Origin of the sequence: Serratia bockelmannii (assembly GCF_051803255.1) — a bacterium.
Taxonomy (GTDB): Bacteria; Pseudomonadota; Gammaproteobacteria; order Enterobacterales; family Enterobacteriaceae; genus Serratia; species Serratia bockelmannii.
The window spans coordinates 898,257-920,694 of record NZ_CP196512.1; the positions used below are offsets into that span (position 1 = coordinate 898,257).

General features: G+C 54.9%; 19 protein-coding genes, 1 tRNA gene, 3 rRNA genes and 1 other annotated feature. Of the genes, 14 read left to right on the top strand and 9 right to left on the bottom strand.

Annotation, left to right across the window (positions count from 1 at the left end; all coding sequences use genetic code 11):
* Positions 1–102 precede the first annotated feature (102 nt).
* The 5 genes from ffh to rplS all read left to right on the top strand — a co-directional run bounded on the left by ffh (position 103) and on the right by rplS (position 3,719).
* Complete coding sequence (ffh, locus tag ACSJLU_RS04175) at positions 103–1,464, top strand: signal recognition particle protein (protein WP_004932504.1); 1,362 nt, start codon at positions 103–105, stop codon at positions 1,462–1,464.
* 214 nt (positions 1,465–1,678) lie between these two features.
* Complete coding sequence (rpsP, locus tag ACSJLU_RS04180; protein WP_004932501.1) at positions 1,679–1,927, top strand: 30S ribosomal protein S16; 249 nt, start codon at positions 1,679–1,681, stop codon at positions 1,925–1,927.
* Between the two features lie 18 nt (positions 1,928–1,945).
* Complete coding sequence (gene rimM, locus ACSJLU_RS04185; RefSeq protein WP_019455135.1) at positions 1,946–2,494, top strand: ribosome maturation factor RimM; 549 nt, start codon at positions 1,946–1,948, stop codon at positions 2,492–2,494.
* 52 nt (positions 2,495–2,546) lie between these two features.
* Positions 2,547–3,314 carry a tRNA (guanosine(37)-N1)-methyltransferase TrmD gene (gene trmD, locus ACSJLU_RS04190; protein ID WP_043143896.1) on the top strand — a complete coding sequence of 256 codons (768 nt, stop codon included), beginning with the start codon at positions 2,547–2,549 and terminating at the stop codon, positions 3,312–3,314.
* A gap of 48 nt (positions 3,315–3,362) precedes the next feature.
* Positions 3,363–3,719 (top strand): 50S ribosomal protein L19, encoded by a 357-nt coding sequence (rplS, locus tag ACSJLU_RS04195; RefSeq protein ID WP_025301638.1) that lies wholly within the window; start codon positions 3,363–3,365, stop codon positions 3,717–3,719.
* 143 nt (positions 3,720–3,862) lie between these two features.
* Here the strand turns inward: rplS and ACSJLU_RS04200 are convergent, their stop codons facing one another.
* The 4 genes from ACSJLU_RS04200 to ACSJLU_RS04215 form a co-directional block, all read right to left on the bottom strand.
* Positions 3,863–4,090 carry an ogr/Delta-like zinc finger family protein gene (locus ACSJLU_RS04200; protein WP_025301639.1) on the bottom strand — a complete coding sequence of 76 codons (228 nt, stop codon included), beginning with the start codon at positions 4,088–4,090 and terminating at the stop codon, positions 3,863–3,865.
* 63 nt (positions 4,091–4,153) lie between these two features.
* A complete protein-coding gene (locus ACSJLU_RS04205) occupies positions 4,154–4,669 on the bottom strand; it encodes a lysozyme (protein WP_025301640.1) in 516 nt (171 codons plus the stop codon).
* Complete coding sequence (locus ACSJLU_RS04210) at positions 4,653–4,874, bottom strand: HP1 family phage holin (protein WP_025301641.1); 222 nt, start codon at positions 4,872–4,874, stop codon at positions 4,653–4,655. The genes ACSJLU_RS04205 and ACSJLU_RS04210 overlap by 17 nt, the downstream gene beginning before the upstream one ends.
* Before the next feature lie 249 nt (positions 4,875–5,123).
* Positions 5,124–5,888 (bottom strand): DUF481 domain-containing protein, encoded by a 765-nt coding sequence (locus ACSJLU_RS04215; RefSeq protein ID WP_025301642.1) that lies wholly within the window; start codon positions 5,886–5,888, stop codon positions 5,124–5,126.
* Positions 5,889–6,394: 506 nt separating this feature from the next.
* Here ACSJLU_RS04215 and ACSJLU_RS04220 point away from each other — a divergent pair.
* Positions 6,395–7,471 (top strand): 3-deoxy-7-phosphoheptulonate synthase, encoded by a 1,077-nt coding sequence (locus ACSJLU_RS04220; RefSeq protein WP_142591891.1) that lies wholly within the window; start codon positions 6,395–6,397, stop codon positions 7,469–7,471.
* Positions 7,472–7,474: 3 nt separating this feature from the next.
* Positions 7,475–8,596: a bifunctional chorismate mutase/prephenate dehydrogenase gene (tyrA, locus tag ACSJLU_RS04225; protein ID WP_016929015.1), complete on the top strand. Its 1,122-nt coding sequence runs from the start codon at positions 7,475–7,477 to the stop codon at positions 8,594–8,596.
* Between the two features lie 54 nt (positions 8,597–8,650).
* Here the strand turns inward: tyrA and pheA are convergent, their stop codons facing one another.
* The 5 genes from pheA to bamD form a co-directional block, all read right to left on the bottom strand.
* Positions 8,651–9,808: a bifunctional chorismate mutase/prephenate dehydratase gene (pheA, locus tag ACSJLU_RS04230; protein ID WP_025301644.1), complete on the bottom strand. Its 1,158-nt coding sequence runs from the start codon at positions 9,806–9,808 to the stop codon at positions 8,651–8,653.
* 42 nt (positions 9,809–9,850) lie between these two features.
* Positions 9,851–9,977: a sequence feature (Phe leader region), on the bottom strand.
* Positions 9,929–9,976 carry a hypothetical protein gene (locus ACSJLU_RS04235; protein ID WP_101428074.1) on the bottom strand — a complete coding sequence of 16 codons (48 nt, stop codon included), beginning with the start codon at positions 9,974–9,976 and terminating at the stop codon, positions 9,929–9,931. Its footprint overlaps the feature before it by 48 nt.
* 122 nt (positions 9,978–10,099) lie before the next feature.
* A complete protein-coding gene (raiA, locus tag ACSJLU_RS04240) occupies positions 10,100–10,441 on the bottom strand; it encodes a ribosome-associated translation inhibitor RaiA (RefSeq protein ID WP_004932457.1) in 342 nt (113 codons plus the stop codon).
* A 322-nt stretch (positions 10,442–10,763) separates the two neighbouring features.
* Positions 10,764–11,201, bottom strand: a complete 438-nt coding sequence (gene tnpA, locus ACSJLU_RS04245; protein WP_033633558.1) for an IS200/IS605 family transposase — start codon at positions 11,199–11,201, stop codon at positions 10,764–10,766.
* A gap of 175 nt (positions 11,202–11,376) precedes the next feature.
* The gene (bamD, locus tag ACSJLU_RS04250; RefSeq protein WP_004932456.1) at positions 11,377–12,108 is read right to left on the bottom strand and encodes an outer membrane protein assembly factor BamD; all 732 of its coding nucleotides are present in this window, start codon (positions 12,106–12,108) and stop codon (positions 11,377–11,379) included.
* Positions 12,109–12,239: 131 nt separating this feature from the next.
* Between bamD and rluD the strand changes: the two genes are divergently transcribed.
* From rluD to rrf, 7 genes are all read left to right on the top strand, one after another.
* Positions 12,240–13,217, top strand: a complete 978-nt coding sequence (gene rluD, locus ACSJLU_RS04255) for a 23S rRNA pseudouridine(1911/1915/1917) synthase RluD (RefSeq protein ID WP_025301645.1) — start codon at positions 12,240–12,242, stop codon at positions 13,215–13,217.
* On the top strand, positions 13,217–13,948 hold the full coding sequence (gene yfiH / locus ACSJLU_RS04260; RefSeq protein ID WP_025301646.1) for a purine nucleoside phosphorylase YfiH: 732 nt from the start codon (positions 13,217–13,219) through the stop codon (positions 13,946–13,948). Before rluD ends, yfiH begins: the two co-directional genes overlap by 1 nt.
* 130 nt (positions 13,949–14,078) lie before the next feature.
* Entirely contained in the window at positions 14,079–16,652 is a 2,574-nt protein-coding gene (gene clpB, locus ACSJLU_RS04265; protein WP_025301647.1) for an ATP-dependent chaperone ClpB, read from the top strand.
* Positions 16,653–17,163: 511 nt separating this feature from the next.
* A 16S ribosomal RNA gene (locus tag ACSJLU_RS04270) occupies positions 17,164–18,705 on the top strand.
* Between the two features lie 206 nt (positions 18,706–18,911).
* Positions 18,912–18,987, top strand: a tRNA-Glu gene (locus tag ACSJLU_RS04275).
* Between the two features lie 234 nt (positions 18,988–19,221).
* A 23S ribosomal RNA gene (locus tag ACSJLU_RS04280) occupies positions 19,222–22,129 on the top strand.
* Between the two features lie 99 nt (positions 22,130–22,228).
* Positions 22,229–22,344: ribosomal RNA gene (rrf, locus tag ACSJLU_RS04285) — 5S ribosomal RNA — on the top strand.
* The 16S, 23S and 5S rRNA genes sit together here with 1 tRNA gene alongside, the layout of an rRNA operon.
* The last annotated feature ends 94 nt before the right edge of the window (positions 22,345–22,438 follow it).

Genomic DNA, 22,438 nt, shown 5'->3' on the forward strand with positions numbered 1-22,438 from the left:
ACCTATCTCCAACGCTGAGGCAGAGATCCTGCGCGCTTCGTGTTATCATCGGCGCAATTGTGTCGCCGGAGCGGCCTGTCATTACACGTTGAGCATGAGACGATGTTTGAAAATTTAACCGATCGATTGTCGCGCACGTTGCGCAATATCAGCGGCCGCGGGCGGCTGACCGAAGAGAATATCAAGGAAACCCTGCGTGAAGTGCGTATGGCATTGCTGGAAGCGGACGTTGCGCTGCCGGTGGTGCGCGACTTCATCAACCGCGTCAAAGAGAGCGCGGTTGGTCATGAAGTCAACAAGAGCCTGACGCCGGGGCAGGAGTTCGTCAAGATCGTCAAGGGCGAGCTGATCGCCGCGATGGGCGAAGTCAACACCGAGCTGAATCTGGCGGCCCAGCCGCCGGCGGTGGTGCTGATGGCGGGCCTGCAGGGCGCCGGTAAAACCACCAGCGTCGGTAAGCTCGGCAAGTTCCTGAAAGAAAAACAGAAGAAGAAAGTGTTGGTGGTTTCCGCGGACGTTTATCGCCCAGCGGCGATCAAACAGCTGGAAACGCTGGCGGAAGGTGTCGGCATCGATTTCTTCCCGTCTGACGTCAAAGAAAAACCGATCGACATCGTCAATCGCGCGCTGCAACAGGCCAAGCTGAAATTCTACGACGTACTGATCGTCGATACCGCCGGCCGTCTGCACGTTGACGAAGCGATGATGGACGAGATCAAACAGGTGCATGCGGCGATCAAGCCGGTGGAAACCCTGTTCGTGGTTGACGCCATGACCGGCCAGGACGCCGCCAATACCGCCAAGGCGTTTAACGAAGCGCTGCCGCTGACCGGCGTGGTGCTGACCAAGGTCGACGGCGACGCGCGCGGCGGTGCCGCATTGTCCATCCGCCATATCACCGGCAAGCCGATCAAATTCCTCGGCGTGGGCGAGAAGACCGAAGCGCTGGAGCCGTTCTACCCGGATCGCGTGGCATCACGCATCCTGGGCATGGGCGACGTGCTGTCACTGATCGAAGATATCGAAAGCAAGGTCGACCGCGAGCAGGCGGAGAAACTGGCCAACAAGCTGAAGAAGGGCGACGGTTTCGATCTGACCGACTTCCTGGAGCAGCTCAAGCAGATGCGCAACATGGGCGGTATGGCCAACATGTTGAGCAAGCTGCCGGGCGCGGGCCAACTGCCGGACAACGTCAAATCGCAGATGGACGACAAAGTGCTGGTGCGCATGGAGGCGATCATCAACTCGATGACGCTGAAAGAGCGCGCCAAACCTGAAATCATCAAGGGCTCGCGCAAGCGCCGCATCGCGATGGGGGCCGGCATGCAGGTGCAGGACGTCAACCGCTTGCTGAAGCAGTTCGACGAAATGCAGCGTATGATGAAGAAGATGAAGAAAGGCGGTATGGCGAAGATGATGCGCGGCATGAAAGGTATGATGCCACCGGGCTTCCCAGGCCGCTGATGGGCCTCCGCACGCTGAGTGCGGGCGCTTTCAGCATTCGCCGTTCGCGGTGAAAACCGCCCGAAATTTGACAGGCTGCAAAAGTTGTCCCCTGCGATCGACGCTTTAGATTGCTTTTTGCGCCAAAATGAGTAAAATTTTCGGGCTTTTTATATTGCAACCGGGCCCCGTCCCTCAATGGGGCCCGGCTGTTTTATTAACTAAAGAGGATGTTATGGTAACAATTCGTTTGGCACGTGGCGGCGCTAAAAAGCGTCCGTTCTATCAAGTAGTAGTGACCGACAGCCGCAACGCTCGTGATGGTCGTTTCATCGAGCGCGTTGGCTTCTTCAACCCGATCGCTTCCGGTCAGGCTGAAGCACTGCGTCTGGACCTGGACCGCATCGAGCACTGGGTTGGTTTGGGTGCAACCGTTTCTGATCGCGTTCACGCGCTGATCAAAGACGCTAAGAAAGCAGCTTAATCTGTCGCGGTGGTGGCAATGAGCAAGCAACTCAAACCGGTAGCGCCTAAGCAGCCGATTGTACTCGGTAAAATGGGGTCCGCTTACGGCATTCGTGGTTGGCTCAGAGTGTTTTCATCCACCGAGAACGCCGAAAGCATTTTTGACTATCAGCCGTGGTTTATCCAGCAGGCGGGTCAGTGGCAGCATATCGAGTTGGAAGACTGGAAGCGCCACAGTCAGGATCTGATCATCAAGGTCAAAGGCATTGACGATCGGGACGCGGCGAATCTGCTGACTAATCGCGAGATTATGGTGGATTCTGAGCAACTTCCTCCGCTGGAGGGTGACGATTACTACTGGAAAGACCTGATGGGCTGCCAGGTAGTCACCACCGCCGGCTACGAGCTGGGTAAAGTCATCGATATGATGGAAACCGGCTCGAACGATGTGATGGTTGTGAAAGCGAACCTGAAAGATGCGTTCGGCATGAAGGAGCGGTTGATTCCGTTTCTTCATGGGCAGGTTATCAAGAAAGTCGATCTCACTGCCCGCGTGATTGAGGCAGATTGGGATCCTGGTTTTTGACCCCCGGATCAAACGGTCGAAGCAAGTGGAATAACGGTAAGGGGATTGGCTTGTGTTCATCGGTATTGTAAGCCTGTTTCCTGAGATGTTCCGCGCTATCACCGATTACGGGGTGACTGGCCGGGCAGTAAAAAATGGCCTGCTGAGCGTGCAGTGTTGGAGTCCTCGCGACTTCACCTACGACCGGCATCGTACCGTGGACGATCGCCCTTACGGCGGCGGCCCGGGAATGCTGATGATGGTGCAACCTTTACGGGAAGCCATTCATGCGGCGAAAGCAGCGGCAGGCGAGGGAGCAAAGGTGATTTATCTGTCACCTCAGGGGCGCAAGCTGGATCAAACCGGCGTGTGCGAACTGGCGGCCAATCAGAAGATGATTCTGGTATGCGGCCGTTACGAAGGGATAGACGAGCGCGTAATCCAAGCCGAAATTGACGAAGAATGGTCAATCGGCGATTACGTTCTCAGCGGCGGGGAACTGCCGGCAATGACCCTGATTGATTCAGTCGCCCGTTTCATACCGGGTGTGCTGGGCCATCAGGCCTCAGCGGAGGAAGACTCCTTCGCCGACGGATTGCTGGACTGCCCGCACTATACCCGCCCAGAGGTGTTGGAAGGGATGGAGGTACCGCCAGTTCTGCTGTCGGGTAACCATGCCGAGATACGTCGTTGGCGCTTAAAGCAGTCGCTGGGCCGAACCTGGCTTAGAAGACCTGAACTTCTAGAAAGCCTAGCTCTGACTGACGAGCAAGCGGTGTTGCTGGCTGAGTTCCAACGGGAACATCAGGCCAGGCAACAGGACTATGAAGGAAACGTCTGACAACAGACGGGACCGATATATCAGTTTACCTAGGGTAAGAGACATATTATGAGCAACATTATTAAGCAACTTGAACAAGAGCAGATGAAACAAGACGTACCTGCATTCCGTCCGGGTGATTCCGTGGAAGTGAAGGTATGGGTCGTTGAAGGTAGCAAAAAACGTCTGCAGGCATTCGAGGGCGTGGTTATCGCTATCCGTAACCGCGGTCTGCACTCTGCATTCACTGTTCGTAAGATTTCCAACGGCGAAGGTGTTGAGCGCGTATTCCAGACTCACTCCCCAGTAATCGACAGCATTGCTGTGAAACGTCGTGGTGCCGTTCGTAAAGCTAAACTGTACTACCTGCGTGAGCGTACTGGTAAGGCTGCTCGTATCAAAGAGCGTCTGAACCGCGTTGGCTAACGCTGCATCCAAAAGTTAATAGTTATCAGGGGTTGGCATTATGCCAACCCCTTTTTTTATCTTAAATCTCGACTGGTTACATTTGCGAGATTTCGTCTGCGCGCCGCCAACATAATAAAGCCTGCATAAGCAGGCTTTTTGCATTATAGCGCCGCGGCGCTTTGTTTATGCTGACTCTCCGGCGGGTGAGGCTGCGCCGGGATAATGTCATCGCCAGGTTTGACGATCACCCGCGCGACGGACTCGTGCGTGGCGAACGTGCAGCTGCAATTGATGTTGCGGCATTGATGGTAACGCTCTTTGGTCGACTCGCTCAGATAGCGGCTGGAGCGAGTGTGGGCCACGTGACCGCATAGTGGACAGTGCATCATAAGAACCCCCTTGAACAAATTAAGTGAAATTGTTGTGGCATCACCCTTTGGCGAGCGAACTCGTCATGATGAGGCAATCCCCTGCAAGCACAGTGCGCGTTCCATGGCGCGTCGCTGTTCCAGCCCCTTATTTTTCTTTCCGTTTACGTAAATCCAGCGTGGTAACTGATCGCAGGCCTGCCGCCACTGGCGCTGTTGCAGCAGCGCGACCAGCGTAGAGTGGCAGGCTGCGCCGACGCCCACATTGAAGGCGAAGGCGATCACTGCGTCATAGGTTTGTTGCGAGAGCGTATGCGGCAGGCAAGCGGCCATGCCGCGTTCGGTGCGGCGAACATCGTCTACCAAATCCACCGCGGCTTTGCGTTCATCTATCATCTTGTCTGGGATGACGCCGGCAGTGTGTCCAATGCCCTGTGTCCACACCCCGGCGCTACACTGGTAAGGCGACAGGCGGCAGCCTTCGAGATCGGCGATCAGCCTGAGGCCGGCTTCTGAGGTTTGCAGCTCGCCAAATGACGGCAATAGCACGGCGATGGCCAAAACGGTGGCGACGCTGCAGTGCTTAACGATTGCATTCATCGTAAATTTTCCTCCGTGATGCCGCATTGCGTTCAATAGCCTTCAAGATCTGCAGGCTTTTACGTCGGTAGTACCAGTTCACCAGAAACGTGCCGATGCCTACCGCCGCACCGACTAGAAAGGCAATGTCCTGCGGTGACAGCTTGCCGAGCCAGGCGAGAAACAACGCCATGGCGTAGGTGATGAATGAGGTGATTTTCTCCATAGCTTATGCTCGCTTTGTTTACAGTCTCTCGGGAGCTGTGGCGGCTATCGATGCGTTTCTGGCCACTCTCTATCGAAATCCATCATGCTCCGAGGCTGTATAATAATTACTGTATATGCATACAGTATTAAGCTATTTGCTAAAGTCGTCAATGGGTGGGGTGAATATTTTTAGCAGATTGTGCAAAAGAGGGCGGCAGGCATAAAAAAAGCCCATCAATGATGGGCTTTGAGAAATATTGGGGGGAAATTACAGGCCGTAGACCAGCGTGACTGAGGTCGTCGTGTCGGTGTTCTTCGGCGCCGAGGCCGGCGGTTTGCTGTTGTAGGTCACGGTGTAAGCCACGCGCAGCGAGAAGCGATCGTTGATCGCCACGTTCAACGCGCTTTCCGAGTTCAGCGTGGTTTCTTCGTTCGCCAGTGCGGAAACGCCCTGAATGAACTTGGTGTTGTCGGTCAGCTGATAGGAATAGTTGGCCGCGCCATAGGCCAACCCTTTGGTCGAGCGGCCGCCGCCATGGTATTCGTCATGGCGCACGCCGGGACCGAATTCCACCCGCAGATCGCTAAGCGGCCCGTTGAGGAGTTGACGGCCGTAGCCGCCGGTCAGCGTGGAGCGTGAGTCGTAACCGTTGAAACGGTCGCTCAGCCAGCTGGCCTGGCCGAACAGGTAGTTGCGATCGGTCAGGTTATAGCGCGTTCGGCCACCGGCCTGGTATTTTTCGGACGAGCGCACGTTGGAGGAGGTGGTGTTGTTAGCCGCCCCCCACAGGCTGTACGCCGCGTCGCTGTTGAACCAGGTCATGTTGGTGTTGGCAAGCAGGGTGGAGCTCTGCGAGTTGCCTGACTGGGCGTTGTAGCCCGCCTGCACGTTGCCTTCGAATGGTTTCTTGGCGGTGGCCGGATCGTCCATCGCGGTGAAAAGCGTATTGTCGGCAAAGGCTGAAACACTGGTGAAAGTCGTTAAGCAGCAAATATACAGCGGAAAAGCGCGACGAGCGCGAGAAGAGAGCATCTTGGATCCAGTTGTTAAGGGTGGTTATTGTTGATGACGGTCACATTATATCGGTTCATTTCAGCGACAAAAATAGCCGCTATTAGCTTAAGTTTTTAATTTTTATTCCTCATTTATTCGCTTTTCTTCTACTGAAATTCATCGCTTTCGGCGGCATTTCGTGCTGAGTCTGACGGTATCCGCGCCTGCCCGTTCGTTGGCGCCGAGACGGGCGGCGTATCTTGATTGTAAAACAAGTTGTACATATATGTTTACGATTTGGGGCTTTCGCCGGGAAGGCGAATAGGTGCGTTTTGAGGCGCTTGTGAATTTATTATTTAATTGAATTTGTTTGTTTTTATTGTATTTTCTTGATGTGTTTATGCATGTTATCTCATAAGAGAAATTATGGTAATTTTTTATTTACGGAAATTGGATTGAAAACTTTACATATCGTGATAGGGTAGAGCCCTGAAACGCTCAATGTTCCATTTCAACGCATAACGCCAAACGACAGGAATAGCATCATGCAAAAAGACGCGCTCAATAACGTACACATCAGTGCAGAACAGGTTCTCATCACGCCGGAGGAGCTGAAGAACCAGTTCCCGCTCAGCGCCGACGACGAAAATGAAATCGCCACCGCGCGTAACACCATCGCCAACATTTTGCAGGGGCGCGATCATCGCCTGTTGGTCGTGTGTGGGCCTTGTTCGATCCACGATCCGGATGCGGCACTGGACTACGCCCGTCGTTTGAAAACCCTGGCGGCTGACTTGAGCGATCAGCTGTATATCGTTATGCGCGTTTATTTTGAAAAACCCAGAACCACTGTCGGCTGGAAAGGTTTGATCAACGATCCGTACATGGACGGTTCGTTTGACGTTGAAGCAGGCTTGCATATCGCGCGTCGCCTGTTGCTGGATCTGGTGGGCATGGGCTTGCCGTTGGCTACCGAAGCGTTGGATCCGAACAGCCCGCAGTACCTGGGGGACTTGTTCAGCTGGTCGGCGATCGGTGCGCGTACCACCGAATCGCAGACCCACCGTGAAATGGCTTCTGGCCTGTCGATGCCGGTCGGGTTCAAAAACGGCACCGACGGCAGCCTGGGTACCGCCATCAATGCCATGCGCGCCGCCGCTATGCCGCACCGCTTCGTCGGCATCAACCAGGCGGGCCAGGTTTGCTTGCTGCAGACTCAGGGCAATCCGGACGGGCACGTGATCCTGCGCGGCGGTAAAACCCCGAACTACAGCGCCGAGCACGTTGCGGCCTGTGAAAAACAGATGCTCGAGGCGGGACTCCATCCGTCCTTGATGATAGATTGCAGCCATGGCAACTCGAATAAAGACTATCGCCGTCAGCCGGCGGTGGCCGAGTCCGTGGTGGAGCAGATTAAAGCGGGTAACCGCTCGATTACCGGCATTATGCTGGAGAGCCATCTGCATGAGGGCAATCAGTCTTCCGAACAGCCGCGTGCTGACATGCGTTACGGCGTATCCGTCACCGACGCCTGCATCGACTGGGAGAGGACGGAAACGCTGCTGCGCCACATGCATCAGGAACTCGGCGCTGCGCTGAAGGCACGCACGGGAGAAAAGTAAGTTATGGTGGCAGAACTGACCGCGCTGCGCGATCAAATCGACGAGGTGGACAAAGCGTTGCTGGATCTGCTGGCGAAACGCCTGCATCTGGTAGCGGAAGTGGGGGAGGTGAAAAGCCGCCACGGTTTACCGGTTTATGTGCCGGAGCGCGAGGCGGCGATGCTGGCCTCGCGCCGCCAGGAGGCGGAAAACCTCGGCGTGCCGCCGGATTTGATCGAGGACGTCTTGCGCCGTGTGATGCGCGAATCGTACGTCAGCGAGAACGATAAAGGTTTTAAAACTCTGTGCCCGCAGCTGCGGCCGATCGTCATCATCGGCGGCAACGGCCAGATGGGCCGGCTGTTCAACCGTCTGCTGACGCTGTCGGGTTATCAGGTCAGGGTATTGGATCAGGAAGATTGGCCGCAGGCGGAACAGCTGTTGGCGGATGCCGGTATGGTGATCGTCAGCGTGCCGATCCACGTGACCGAGCAGGTGATAAGCCGCCTGCCGCCGTTGCCTGACGACTGTATTCTGGTGGATTTGGCGTCGGTGAAGAATCGTCCGCTGCATGCGATGTTGGCGGCGCACAGCGGCCCGGTGGTGGGGTTGCATCCGATGTTTGGTCCGGACGTGGGCAGCGTGGCGAAGCAGGTGGTGGTTTACTGCGATGGCCGCCAACCGGAGGCTTACCAATGGCTGCTTGAACAGCTGCAGGTGTGGGGGGCGCGGCTGCATCGTATCAGCGCGGTCGAACACGATCAGAATATGGCGTTTATTCAGGCGCTGCGGCACTTCGCCACCTTCGCCTACGGGCTGCACCTGGCGGAAGAGAACGTGCAACTGGAGCAGCTGCTGGCGCTCTCCTCGCCGATCTACCGGCTGGAGCTGGCGATGGTTGGCCGCCTGTTCGCGCAGGATCCGCAGCTGTACGCTGACATCATCATGTCGTCGGAAGAAAACGTGGCGCTGATTAAGCGTTACTACCAGCGCTTCGGCGAGGCGATCAAGCTGTTGGAGCATGGCGACAAACAGGCGTTTATCGATAGCTTCCGCAAGGTAGAGCATTGGTTCGGCGATTACGCCCAGCGCTTTCTGGTGGAGAGCCGCACGCTGTTGCGGCAGGCTAACGACAGCCGGCAGTGAAACGCGGGCAGTAAACGTAAAGGGTTCGGCCAAGCCGAACCCTTTTTTATGGTTTCAGGATGGGTTGACCGGCACCACGGTGTCGCTCGGGTAACAGCCCAGCACCTTCAGCGAGCGGGTGATTGGCGTCAGATCGCGCAGCGCTTTTTGCATCGCCTCGGCGCGTAGGTTGGCCTGCACATCGATATAAAACATCTCTTCCCACGGATTGCCGTTGATCGGGCGTGACTCCAGCTTGGTCATGATGATGCCGTTGTCGCGCAGTACCAGCAGCGCTTCGACCAGTGCGCCGGATTGTTGGCCGGTCGCCATGATCAGCGTGGTTTTGGCCGGCACCTGTTCGGAGACGTCGATCGCTTTGCGCGCCAGGACGATAAAACGGGTGATGTTCTGCTGCTGGTTGGCGAGGTTGTGTTCCAGCACCTGCAGCCCATACAGTGCGCCGCCGGCTTCGCTGCCCAGAGCAGCCACCTTCGGCGAATTCAGCTTGGCGACTTTCTCCATCGCGGCCGCTGTGCTTTCAGTGTATTCGATTTTCCAGTGTGGGAAGCGGTTCAGGAACTGACTGCACTGCTGGAACGGTTGCGGGTGGCTGTAGACGGTTTCAATCTGGCTCAGATCGCTGTCGCCGGCAATCAGAACGCAGTGGTTGATCGGGTTGGTCAGTTCGCCGACGATCGACAGGCTGGTGTGCTGCAGCAGATCGTACACCTCGTTAATCGACCCGGAGCTGGTGTTCTCGATAGGCAGAATCGCATAGTCCGCCTGGCCGGTTTCCACCTGGGTGAAGATATCCTGAAACTTCTGGCAGCCGCATTCGATCAGCTGATCGAAGTGGCGGGCAGCGTATTGGCGTGCTGCCAGATGTGAGTAAGAGCCTTTTGGGCCGAGGAAGGCGATGCGGGCGGAATGTTGGCTGACGGGGTTGAGCTGGTGCTGTAGCAACGCCTGCTGGGTCAGGACGGAATCTTCGATGATCAGTTGAAACAGGCGGGTGACGTAAAAGCCGTCCAGGTCGTAAGGCTTGGCGGCGGCGATCAGCGCATCCAGCAGATCGCGCTCGCGCTCTTTATCGCGGATCGGGCGATGAGAGTGCAGCTTGGTCTTGCCGACTTCGATCGCCAGCTCACGGCGTTCCGCCAGCAGGGCCAACAGTTTCAAGTCCAGTGCGCTGATGCGCTCGCGCAGCACCAATAACGGGTTGTCAGTCATAATCAGCTTCCGCCTTCAGTTCTTATTCGTTGTAAAACAGCCATAAAAAAAGCCTCCTGTTTCCAGGAGGCTTTGTTGTTCGTCTTCGCATTCTTTCTTACACGACGAAACGCCTCCCAGTCAGGGGAAGGTAAAAAAGAATGCGAAGAAAAACGGTGTGCGTGGCATGGTCTACCTAAGGTTAATGCGAACAGGTTTTAAAGTAACCGCTGGCTTTTACCCCGTCAACAAAAATACCCGACAAAAAACGCGCCCTCGGGCGCGTTTGATGCGGCAATCGCTGTCGGACGGTTATTCCTGCTCTTGCGTGACTTCCGGCACGATGTCTTTCACGCTGGCATTGCAGCGGCGCGCTTCGCCTTTATGCTGCACCTTGTTCAACTGGCGTTCCAGCTTGGCGATCAGCTCATTAACGGCGGTGTACATGTCATCATGTTTGGCGCTGGCGACCAGCGGGCCGTTAGGCGTGGTAATGGTAGCGTCGGCGACAAACCCCTGCGGTTCTTTAGATAAGACGATATGTGGGTTTATCAGCTGGGTCTGCCATTTTTCCAGTTTGGTGAGACGGTCTTCGACGTGATTGCGGATTGCGGGAGTGATATCCATTTGTTTGCTGGTAATGTTCAATGTCATATAACTTACCTCTCTGTCTTTCCGTCTTGGTGAACCCAGCATACCCCGCTTTTTGTTTAAATGCGTGATGTAAATCACGATTTTTTGTCACTTTTTGCAAAGTTAGTTCAATCTGTGATTCAGCATTTGAATTGGCTATCTAATGCTTGAGAGTTGCCGCCGGATGGCGCATTATCGATGAGTTGACCGGTGAGGAGCGCTAGCTAACACCGTGTTTTTACTTGTGTATTTTTCCAGTGAAAACCCGGTCGACGCCAGTAAAAGACCACCTCCTGAGGAGGTGGCTTTACATGACGCCCCCTAAAAGGGGGCAATTTTCGAGTTAATCCTGCAACAACTCCATCTGCTGTTCGATCTCTTGGTCCTTCTTATCCTGATACTTCACGTATCGCCTGATGATTTCTTCGTTTACTCCTACCGTATCGACAAAGTATCCCCTTGCCCAAAAATGATTGCCCCACAACTTCTTTCGTATATGTGGGAAACGATTGTAAAGCCGGATTGCACTGCGTCCTTTCAGGACGCCCATCAACGTCGAAATCGATAGCTTCGGGGGGACTATCACGACCAGATGCACATGATCTGGCTGAATATTTAGCTCAAGAACTTCACAGTCCTTCATGTTGCAGAGGATATAAATTGTTCGGTAGAGCTCTTTGCCCACCTTGTCGCGGAGGATTTTAAATCGATACTTCGGCGTCCAAACCAGGTGGTATTTGCAACGCCAGAACACATGTGATGAACTCCTGTATAAACCCATGTTGGTGATTTCCTTCTTACTTGTGGTGAGTAAGCTGGAATATTCCGGCATGGGTTTCCTTCAGGCTAGAGCCTCACAGGTTCAATCACCACCTCCTTAGGAGGTGGTTTAAGGCTTACAATGAAAACGGCAGCCGAGGCTGCCGTTTTGTTTTTCTGCCGTTACCGACGCGCGCTTATTGCGGGTTGGCGGCGATCACTTTGGCCACTTTGTCAGCCTGGCCGTTCAGCTGCAGCTGCTTGTAGGCATTTTCCATCAGCGGCAACACGTCGTGCGTCGCTTTGGTATCCGGGAATTCACGCAACATCTGTTCGGCGCGATTAACGACCGCGACGTAAGCACCGCGTTTAGTGTAGTATTCCGCCACCGAAAGCTCATACTTGGCCAAGCGGTCTTTCAAATACACCAAACGCTTGTTGGCGTCGGTCGCGTATTGGCTGTTCGGGTATTGCTGAATCAACTGGCTGAAGTCGCGGAACGCAGCGCGAGCGTGCTGAGGATCGCGGTCAGAACGGTCAACCCCGAAGAAGCCCTGCAGCGCGCTGTCATCGAGCGCCATGTCGGTCAGGCCGCGCATGTACATCACGTAATCGATGTTCGGGTGCGTCGGGTTCAGACGCATGAAGCGATCGATGGATGCCTGAGCCATCGGCAAGTCGGCGGCCTTATAGTAGGCGTAAATCAAATCCAGCTGGACCTGCTGGGAATACGGCCCGAAAGGATAGCGGTTATCTAACGCTTCGAGTTGCGTAATCGCGCCCTTGAAGTTACCGTCCTGCAGTTTTTGCTGCGCGGTAGCATAGATTTCCGAAGGTGGGTTGTCGGGAACCGCATCCTTGGATGTGGAGCAACCTGCCAGCGCCAGGCTCAACGTGGCTGCCGCCACCAGATATTTCATACGCGTCATGACGTTTTGATTATCCTCAGGGTGTTATTCCGGGAGACTGTCCGTTAAGCTCCCGACAAAGACCAGGTACAATAGCACATTATATTAAACGGCATCGCCGTGAAAACCCAACGTTAACGAAGAAGCTGCATATGGCACAACAAGTACAACTCACCGCAACGGTGGCCGAATCTCAACTCGGACAACGTTTAGATCAGGCTTTGGCCGAATTGTTCCCTGATTATTCACGATCTCGCATAAAAGAGTGGATCCTGGGCGATCGGGTGAAGGTCAATGGCAAAACGTCAAACAAACCGAAAGAGAAGGTGCTGGGCGGAGAGACAGTCGCCATCGATGCACAGATTGAAGAAGAGGCGCGTTGGGAGCCACAGGATATCGCGCTGGATATTGTCTATGAAGACAGCGACATCCTGGTGATCAACAAGCCGCGCGATTTGGTGGTGCATCCCGGCGCCGGTAACCCGGATGGTACGGTGCTCAATGCGCTGTTGTATCACTACCCGGAAATTGCCGACGTGCCGCGTGCCGGCATCGTGCACCGTCTGGATAAAGACACCACCGGCCTGATGGTGGTGGCGAAAACCGTGCCGGCGCAAACCCGGCTGGTGGAGGCGCTGCAGGCGCGTGAAATCACCCGTGAATACGAAGCGGTGGCGATCGGTACCATGACCGCCGGCGGTACGGTAGAAGAGCCTATCGCGCGCCATTCCACCAAGCGTACCCACATGGCGGTGCACCCGATGGGTAAGCCGGCGGTAACGCACTACCGCATCATGGAACACTTCCGTGCGCATACTCGCCTGCGCCTGCGCCTGGAAACCGGCCGTACTCACCAGATCCGCGTGCACATGGCCTATATCAGCCATCCGCTGGTGGGCGATCCGCTGTACGGCGGCCGTCCACGTCCGCCGAAAGGTGCTTCGGAAGCCTTCATCAGCACGCTGCGCGGCTTTGACCGTCAGGCGCTGCACGCCACCATGCTGCGTTTGTATCATCCGATCAGCGGCATCCAGATGGAGTGGCATGCGCCGCTGCCGCAGGACATGGTTGATCTGATCAACGCGCTGAAGGCGGACACCGAAGAATTCAAAGATCAGATGGACTGGTAATGAGCTCGCTCATTCTGCCTGACTGGCCGTTGCCTCCCGGCGTTAAAGCTTGCAGTACCACGCGCGGCGGCGGCGTCAGCCTGCCGCCTTATGACTCGCTGAACCTCGGCACCCACGTCGGTGACGAGGAGCAAGCGGTGACACGCAATCGGGAACGATTGGTTATCGCCGCCGGTTTGCCGCAGATGCCGGTGTGGCTCGAGCAGGTGCACGGCACTCGCGTGGTGACGTTGACGGGGAAAGCACCTGCCGATTTGCGGGCGGATGCGGTGTACAGCAATGTGCCGGGGCAGGTGTGTGCCGTGATGACGGCGGATTGTCTGCCGGTGTTGTTCTGCTCGCAGCACGGTGACGAAGTGGCTGCCGCCCACGCCGGCTGGCGCGGATTGTGCCACGGCGTGCTGGAGCAAACCGTGGCGGCGTTCAGCGCCGCACCGAGCCAGATTAGCGCCTGGCTGGGGCCGGCGATCGGTCCGCAGCAGTTTGAGGTCGGGCCAGAGGTGCGGGCCGCTTTCATGGCGGAAGATGCTGAAGCTGCAGCGGCATTTACCCCGCACGGCGATAAGTTTTTGGCTAATATCTACCTGCTGGCTCGCCAACGCTTGTTGCGTGCAGGCGTTCAGGCCATCTATGGTGGCGATCGCTGCACGGTTAACGAAACGAGCCATTTTTTCTCCTATCGACGCGACGGAATAACCGGACGTCTGGCAAGTTTAATCTGGCTGATATAACCTATTGAATTAGGACGATCCAACGACGCATGGCGTTGTACCGAAAATTTAGCGTCGAGATAACCTTGAAAATTTGAGGGATGACCTCATTTAATCTCCAGTAGCAATTTCGACCCATCTTGGAGGTGTTATGCGTCTGGATCGTCTTACCAACAAATTCCAGCTTGCCCTCGCCGATGCCCAGTCACTAGCCCTTGGGCACGACAACCAGTTTATTGAACCGCTACATCTGATGAGCGCCCTGCTCAATCAGGAAGGGGGCACGGTTCGTCCACTATTAACTTCCGCAGGTATCGATGCCGGGCGTGTGCGCACCGAAATCGAACAGGCACTGTCCCGTTTACCGCAGGTAGAAGGCACCGGTGGCGACGTTCAACCGTCCCACGAGCTGGTGCGCGTCCTGAACCTGTGCGACAAGCTGGCGCAGAAGCGCGCGGACAAATTCATTTCTTCCGAGCTGTTTGTGCTTGCGGTGCTGGAAGACCGCGGCTCGTTGACCGACTTGTTGAAAGCGGCCGGCGCGACGGCCGACAAAATCAGCAAAGCCATTGAACAAATGAGAGGCGGTGACAGCGTGGAAGATCAAGGCGCCGAAGACCAACGGCAAGCATTGAAGAAATACACGATCGATCTGACCGAGCGCGCCGAGCAGGGCAAGCTTGATCCGGTGATCGGCCGTGACGAAGAGATCCGCCGCACCATCCAGGTGCTGCAACGTCGTACCAAAAACAACCCGGTGCTGATCGGCGAGCCTGGCGTGGGTAAAACCGCCATCGTCGAAGGCCTGGCGCAGCGCATCATCAACGGCGAAGTGCCGGAAGGGCTGAAGCACAAGCGCGTATTGTCCCTCGATATGGGCGCCTTGATCGCCGGGGCCAAATATCGCGGCGAGTTTGAAGAGCGTCTGAAAGGCGTGCTCAACGATCTGGCCAAGCAGGAAGGCAGCGTTATCCTGTTTATCGACGAATTGCACACCATGGTCGGCGCCGGTAAGGCGGATGGCGCGATGGATGCAGGCAACATGCTGAAGCCGGCGCTGGCGCGCGGCGAGCTGCACTGCGTTGGCGCGACTACGCTCGACGAGTATCGTCAATATATAGAGAAGGATGCGGCGCTCGAACGTCGTTTCCAGAAAGTGTATGTGGCGGAGCCGAGCGTGGAAGACACCATCGCTATCCTGCGCGGCCTGAAAGAGCGTTATGAACTGCACCACCACGTGCAAATCACCGACCCGGCCATCGTGGCGGCGGCAACGCTTTCGCACCGCTATATCGCCGATCGTCAATTGCCGGACAAGGCTATTGACCTTATCGACGAAGCGGCGTCCAGCATTCGCATGCAGATGGACTCTAAGCCGGAGTCGCTCGACAGGCTTGAGCGCCGCATCATCCAATTGAAGCTGGAACAGCAGGCGCTGAATAAAGAGTCTGACGACGCCAGCAAGAAACGCCTGGACATGCTCAGCGATGAGCTGGGGCAGAAAGAGCGCGAATATTCTGAGCTGGAAGAAGAGTGGAAGGCGGAAAAAGCGTCGCTCTCCGGCACCCAGAACATCAAGGCTGAACTCGAGCAGGCCAAAATCACCCTGGAGCAGGCGCGCCGCGTCGGCGATCTGGGGCGGATGTCGGAACTGCAGTACGGCAAGATCCCTGAGCTGGAGAAACAGCTCGCCGCCGCTACGCAGGCCGAAGGCAAGAGCATGAAGCTGTTGCGTAACCGGGTGACCGATGCGGAGATTGCTGAAGTGCTGGCGCGTGCCACCGGGATCCCGGTGGCCAGAATGCTGGAAGGTGAGCGCGACAAGCTGCTGCGCCTGGAGCAAGAACTGCATTCGCGAGTGATTGGCCAAGACGAAGCGGTCAGCGCGGTCTCCAATGCGATCCGCCGCAGCCGTGCGGGGCTGTCCGATCCTAATCGGCCGATCGGTTCGTTCCTGTTCCTCGGCCCGACCGGGGTGGGGAAAACCGAGCTCTGCAAGGCACTGGCTTCGTTCCTGTTCGACAGCGACGACGCTATGGTGCGTATCGATATGTCCGAGTTTATGGAGAAACACTCCGTGTCGCGTCTGGTCGGTGCGCCTCCAGGTTATGTCGGTTATGAAGAGGGCGGCTACCTGACGGAAGCCGTACGTCGCCGGCCTTATTCGGTGATTCTGCTGGATGAAGTCGAGAAAGCGCATCCGGACGTGTTCAATATTCTGTTGCAGGTGTTGGATGACGGCCGCCTGACCGATGGTCAAGGCCGTACCGTCGATTTCCGCAATACTGTGGTGATCATGACGTCCAACCTGGGGTCCGATCTGATCCAGGAGCATTTCGGTCAGATGAACTACGCGCAGATGAAAGAGTCGGTGATGGAGATGGTGAGTCACCACTTCCGTCCGGAGTTCATCAACCGTATCGACGAAGTGGTGGTGTTCCACCCGCTGGGCGAGAAACACATTGCCGCGATCGCCAAGATTCAGCTGTCGCGTCTGTATAAGCGTTTGGAAGAGCGCGGTTACGAAGTGACCATGACCGAACCGGCCCTGGCTCTGTTGAGCAAAACCGGTTACGACCCTGTGTATGGTGCGCGTCCGTTGAAGCGTGCTATTCAGCAGGAGATCGAGAACCCGCTGGCGCAGCAAATCCTGTCTGGCAAGCTGATCCCCGGCAAGCTGGTAACGCTGGATGTGGAAAACGACCATATCGTTGCACGCCAATAACGGCAATTAAGCGTAATAAAGATGAAAGGGAGCGGGTGGCCGCTCCCTTTTCTTTACCTTCGTTTGTCCCTGTTTACAGGGTTTGCCGCTATTACTGTGCTAAAACCGGTATTTTCTGACTAATAAACATCCTAAAAAGGCGTTTTTGGTGATTATTTGAACGCTTGAAAAGTTTTTTGCATTTAGGGGTTGCGGCCCGCCGAGAACTCCCTATAATGCGCCTCCACTGACCGGGAACAACGACTGACAAGCCGCCGGGTCAGCGAGAAGAAAGCGAAATAAACGCTTGACTCTCAGGGCGAAAAGCGTAATATACGCAGCCCGCGCCGATGAGTTTCTCGGCACTGCTCTTTAACAATTTATCAGACAATCTGTGTGGGCACTCCACAAGACGATATCCAGCATCTTCGGATGCAAAAAAATATCAAGTCTTGAAGAGTGACTAACTGAAGTAAAATTCATGCAGTAAATCTTTGAGCATCGCTTCTCGAGTGGAAGCAAATCAAGCTTTTAATTGAAGAGTTTGATCATGGCTCAGATTGAACGCTGGCGGCAGGCTTAACACATGCAAGTCGAGCGGTAGCACAGGGGAGCTTGCTCCCTGGGTGACGAGCGGCGGACGGGTGAGTAATGTCTGGGAAACTGCCTGATGGAGGGGGATAACTACTGGAAACGGTAGCTAATACCGCATAACGTCGCAAGACCAAAGAGGGGGACCTTCGGGCCTCTTGCCATCAGATGTGCCCAGATGGGATTAGCTAGTAGGTGGGGTAATGGCTCACCTAGGCGACGATCCCTAGCTGGTCTGAGAGGATGACCAGCCACACTGGAACTGAGACACGGTCCAGACTCCTACGGGAGGCAGCAGTGGGGAATATTGCACAATGGGCGCAAGCCTGATGCAGCCATGCCGCGTGTGTGAAGAAGGCCTTCGGGTTGTAAAGCACTTTCAGCGAGGAGGAAGGTGGTGAACTTAATACGTTCATCAATTGACGTTACTCGCAGAAGAAGCACCGGCTAACTCCGTGCCAGCAGCCGCGGTAATACGGAGGGTGCAAGCGTTAATCGGAATTACTGGGCGTAAAGCGCACGCAGGCGGTTTGTTAAGTCAGATGTGAAATCCCCGGGCTCAACCTGGGAACTGCATTTGAAACTGGCAAGCTAGAGTCTCGTAGAGGGGGGTAGAATTCCAGGTGTAGCGGTGAAATGCGTAGAGATCTGGAGGAATACCGGTGGCGAAGGCGGCCCCCTGGACGAAGACTGACGCTCAGGTGCGAAAGCGTGGGGAGCAAACAGGATTAGATACCCTGGTAGTCCACGCTGTAAACGATGTCGATTTGGAGGTTGTGCCCTTGAGGCGTGGCTTCCGGAGCTAACGCGTTAAATCGACCGCCTGGGGAGTACGGCCGCAAGGTTAAAACTCAAATGAATTGACGGGGGCCCGCACAAGCGGTGGAGCATGTGGTTTAATTCGATGCAACGCGAAGAACCTTACCTACTCTTGACATCCAGAGAACTTAGCAGAGATGCTTTGGTGCCTTCGGGAACTCTGAGACAGGTGCTGCATGGCTGTCGTCAGCTCGTGTTGTGAAATGTTGGGTTAAGTCCCGCAACGAGCGCAACCCTTATCCTTTGTTGCCAGCGGTTCGGCCGGGAACTCAAAGGAGACTGCCAGTGATAAACTGGAGGAAGGTGGGGATGACGTCAAGTCATCATGGCCCTTACGAGTAGGGCTACACACGTGCTACAATGGCATATACAAAGAGAAGCGACCTCGCGAGAGCAAGCGGACCTCATAAAGTATGTCGTAGTCCGGATTGGAGTCTGCAACTCGACTCCATGAAGTCGGAATCGCTAGTAATCGTAGATCAGAATGCTACGGTGAATACGTTCCCGGGCCTTGTACACACCGCCCGTCACACCATGGGAGTGGGTTGCAAAAGAAGTAGGTAGCTTAACCTTCGGGAGGGCGCTTACCACTTTGTGATTCATGACTGGGGTGAAGTCGTAACAAGGTAACCGTAGGGGAACCTGCGGTTGGATCACCTCCTTACCTAAAGATATTGCTTCGAGTGGCGTGCTCACACAGATTGTCTGATGAAAAAGTAATGAGCAAACAAAACCTTGTGGTATAGGTAAGTGCCGGGAGATTTGTGACTGTCCAGTGCAGTGACAAACGACAATGGCGCTCGATTTTTCACGAAAAATCTCACCTTTACCCGAAATTATCGAATCGGTGATTCGATAAGCCAATTTCGGGTCCCCATCGTCTAGAGGCCTAGGACACTGCCCTTTCACGGCTGTAACAGGGGTTCGAATCCCCTTGGGGACGCCATTCCGATAATGAGTGAAAGACATTATCACCGGTTAGCGATAACCGAAAAAATCTTAAAGATGACTTGCGAGTCATGTTTAAGATATTGCTCTTTAACAATCTGGAACAAGCTGAAAATTGAAACATGACGGCTGAAATTTATCCCTCCGTAGATGTACTGGGATGAAGAGTAACCTGTCATAGAGTCTCTCAAATGTTTGCAGCACGAACGATGGAAACATCTTCGGGTTGTGAGGTTAAGTGACTAAGCGTACACGGTGGATGCCTAGGCAGTCAGAGGCGATGAAGGGCGTGCTAATCTGCGAAAAGCGTCGGTAAGGTGATATGAACCGTTATAACCGGCGATACCCGAATGGGGAAACCCAGTGTGTTTCGACACACTATCATGTCATGAATACATAGTGGCATGAGGCGAACCGGGGGAACTGAAACATCTAAGTACCCCGAGGAAAAGAAATCAACCGAGATTCCCCCAGTAGCGGCGAGCGAACGGGGAGGAGCCCAGAACCTGAATCGGCTTGTGTGTTAGTGGAAGCGTCTGGAAAGTCGCGCAGCAAAGGGTGATAGCCCCGTACACTAAAATGCACAGGTCGTGAGTTCGATGAGTAGGGCGGGACACGTGACATCCTGTCTGAATATGGGGGGACCATCCTCCAAGGCTAAATACTCCTGACTGACCGATAGTGAACCAGTACCGTGAGGGAAAGGCGAAAAGAACCCCGGCGAGGGGAGTGAAATAGAACCTGAAACCGTGTACGTACAAGCAGTGGGAGCACCTTCGTGGTGTGACTGCGTACCTTTTGTATAATGGGTCAGCGACTTATATTTTGTAGCAAGGTTAACCGTATAGGGGAGCCGTAGGGAAACCGAGTCTTAACTGGGCGAATAGTTGCAAGGTATAGACCCGAAACCCGGTGATCTAGCCATGGGCAGGTTGAAGGTTGGGTAACACTAACTGGAGGACCGAACCGACTAATGTTGAAAAATTAGCGGATGACTTGTGGCTGGGGGTGAAAGGCCAATCAAACCGGGAGATAGCTGGTTCTCCCCGAAAGCTATTTAGGTAGCGCCTCGTGAACTCATCTTCGGGGGTAGAGCACTGTTTCGGCTAGGGGGCCATCCCGGCTTACCAAACCGATGCAAACTCCGAATACCGAAGAATGTTATCACGGGAGACACACGGCGGGTGCTAACGTCCGTCGTGAAGAGGGAAACAACCCAGACCGCCAGCTAAGGTCCCAAAGTCATGGTTAAGTGGGAAACGATGTGGGAAGGCATAGACAGCCAGGATGTTGGCTTAGAAGCAGCCATCATTTAAAGAAAGCGTAATAGCTCACTGGTCGAGTCGGCCTGCGCGGAAGATGTAACGGGGCTAAACCATGCACCGAAGCTGCGGCAGCGACGCTTAGGCGTTGTTGGGTAGGGGAGCGTTCTGTAAGCCGTTGAAGGTGGCCTGTGAGGGTTGCTGGAGGTATCAGAAGTGCGAATGCTGACATAAGTAACGATAAAGCGGGTGAAAAGCCCGCTCGCCGGAAGACCAAGGGTTCCTGTCCAACGTTAATCGGGGCAGGGTGAGTCGACCCCTAAGGCGAGGCTGAAAAGCGTAGTCGATGGGAAACAGGTTAATATTCCTGTACTTGGTGTTACTGCGAAGGGGGGACGGAGAAGGCTAGGCTAGCCGGGCGACGGTTGTCCCGGTTTAAGCGTGTAGGGGGTGTGACCTGGTAAATCCGGTTGCATACTAACCCTGAGGCGTGATGACGATGCACTACGGTGCAGAAGTAGTTGATGCCCTGCTTCCAGGAAAAGCCTCTAAGCTCCAGGTAACATCAAATCGTACCCCAAACCGACACAGGTGGTCAGGTAGAGAATACCAAGGCGCTTGAGAGAACTCGGGTGAAGGAACTAGGCAAAATGGTGCCGTAACTTCGGGAGAAGGCACGCTGGCATGTAGGTGAAGTCCCTCGCGGATGGAGCTGAAGCCAGTCGAAGATACCAGCTGGCTGCAACTGTTTAATAAAAACACAGCACTGTGCAAACACGAAAGTGGACGTATACGGTGTGACGCCTGCCCGGTGCTGGAAGGTTAATTGATGGGGTCAGCCGCAAGGCGAAGCTCTTGATCGAAGCCCCAGTAAACGGCGGCCGTAACTATAACGGTCCTAAGGTAGCGAAATTCCTTGTCGGGTAAGTTCCGACCTGCACGAATGGCGTAATGATGGCCAGGCTGTCTCCACCCGAGACTCAGTGAAATTGAACTCGCTGTGAAGATGCAGTGTACCCGCGGCAAGACGGAAAGACCCCGTGAACCTTTACTATAGCTTGACACTGAACATTGAGCCTTGATGTGTAGGATAGGTGGGAGGCTTTGAAGCGTGGACGCCAGTCTGCGTGGAGCCATCCTTGAAATACCACCCTTTAATGTTTGATGTTCTAACTCGGCCCCATAATCTGGGGTGAGGACAGTGTCTGGTGGGTAGTTTGACTGGGGCGGTCTCCTCCCAAAGAGTAACGGAGGAGCACGAAGGTTAGCTAATCACGGTCGGACATCGTGAGGTTAGTGCAAAGGCATAAGCTAGCTTGACTGCGAGAGTGACGGCTCGAGCAGGTACGAAAGTAGGTCTTAGTGATCCGGTGGTTCTGAATGGAAGGGCCATCGCTCAACGGATAAAAGGTACTCCGGGGATAACAGGCTGATACCGCCCAAGAGTTCATATCGACGGCGGTGTTTGGCACCTCGATGTCGGCTCATCACATCCTGGGGCTGAAGTAGGTCCCAAGGGTATGGCTGTTCGCCATTTAAAGTGGTACGCGAGCTGGGTTTAGAACGTCGTGAGACAGTTCGGTCCCTATCTGCCGTGGGCGTTGGAAGATTGAGAGGGGTTGCTCCTAGTACGAGAGGACCGGAGTGAACGCACCACTGGTGTTCGGGTTGTCATGCCAATGGCATTGCCCGGTAGCTAAGTGCGGAAAAGATAAGCGCTGAAAGCATCTAAGCGCGAAACTTGCCTCAAGATGAGTCTTCCCTGGGCCTTTAAGGCCCCTGAAGGAACGTTTAAGACTAAGACGTTGATAGGCTGGGTGTGTAAGTGCAGCGATGCATTGAGCTAACCAGTACTAATGATCCGTGAGGCTTAACCTTACAACACCGAAGGTGTTTTTAGAGAGATTTTCAGCGAAGTTCCGAGATTGGTTCTGATGGCTTCACGGGAGTGAGGCGGTTGGAATGAAACAGAATTTGCCTGGCGGCAATAGCGCGGTGGTCCCACCTGACCCCATGCCGAACTCAGAAGTGAAACGCCGTAGCGCCGATGGTAGTGTGGGGTCTCCCCATGCGAGAGTAGGACACTGCCAGGCATCAAATAAACGTTATCAGTGTGACGACTGGTAATGCGCAAATCGCAAAGCGCGAATTTGCCGGCATCGAGAGATGCAACGTAAAAGAATCGGT

Bases quoted from the DNA above. Each gene is read 5' to 3' on its own strand.
- pheA (WP_025301644.1), bottom strand. From the start codon at position 9,808: ATGACTGACAACCCGTTATTGGTGCTGCGCGAGCGCATCAGCGCACTG.
- tnpA (WP_033633558.1), bottom strand. From the start codon at position 11,201: ATGGGTTTATACAGGAGTTCATCACATGTGTTCTGGCGTTGCAAATAC.
- ACSJLU_RS04205 (WP_025301640.1), bottom strand. From the start codon at position 4,669: ATGAATGCAATCGTTAAGCACTGCAGCGTCGCCACCGTTTTGGCCATC.
- rplS (WP_025301638.1), top strand. From the start codon at position 3,363: ATGAGCAACATTATTAAGCAACTTGAACAAGAGCAGATGAAACAAGAC.
- clpB (WP_025301647.1), top strand. From the start codon at position 14,079: ATGCGTCTGGATCGTCTTACCAACAAATTCCAGCTTGCCCTCGCCGAT.
- ACSJLU_RS04220 (WP_142591891.1), top strand. From the start codon at position 6,395: ATGCAAAAAGACGCGCTCAATAACGTACACATCAGTGCAGAACAGGTT.
- yfiH (WP_025301646.1), top strand. From the start codon at position 13,217: ATGAGCTCGCTCATTCTGCCTGACTGGCCGTTGCCTCCCGGCGTTAAA.
- rpsP (WP_004932501.1), top strand. From the start codon at position 1,679: ATGGTAACAATTCGTTTGGCACGTGGCGGCGCTAAAAAGCGTCCGTTC.
- ACSJLU_RS04200 (WP_025301639.1), bottom strand. From the start codon at position 4,090: ATGATGCACTGTCCACTATGCGGTCACGTGGCCCACACTCGCTCCAGC.
- ffh (WP_004932504.1), top strand. From the start codon at position 103: ATGTTTGAAAATTTAACCGATCGATTGTCGCGCACGTTGCGCAATATC.
- rimM (WP_019455135.1), top strand. From the start codon at position 1,946: ATGAGCAAGCAACTCAAACCGGTAGCGCCTAAGCAGCCGATTGTACTC.
- ACSJLU_RS04215 (WP_025301642.1), bottom strand. From the start codon at position 5,888: ATGCTCTCTTCTCGCGCTCGTCGCGCTTTTCCGCTGTATATTTGCTGC.
- rluD (WP_025301645.1), top strand. From the start codon at position 12,240: ATGGCACAACAAGTACAACTCACCGCAACGGTGGCCGAATCTCAACTC.
- raiA (WP_004932457.1), bottom strand. From the start codon at position 10,441: ATGACATTGAACATTACCAGCAAACAAATGGATATCACTCCCGCAATC.
- bamD (WP_004932456.1), bottom strand. From the start codon at position 12,108: ATGACGCGTATGAAATATCTGGTGGCGGCAGCCACGTTGAGCCTGGCG.
- tyrA (WP_016929015.1), top strand. From the start codon at position 7,475: ATGGTGGCAGAACTGACCGCGCTGCGCGATCAAATCGACGAGGTGGAC.
- ACSJLU_RS04210 (WP_025301641.1), bottom strand. From the start codon at position 4,874: ATGGAGAAAATCACCTCATTCATCACCTACGCCATGGCGTTGTTTCTC.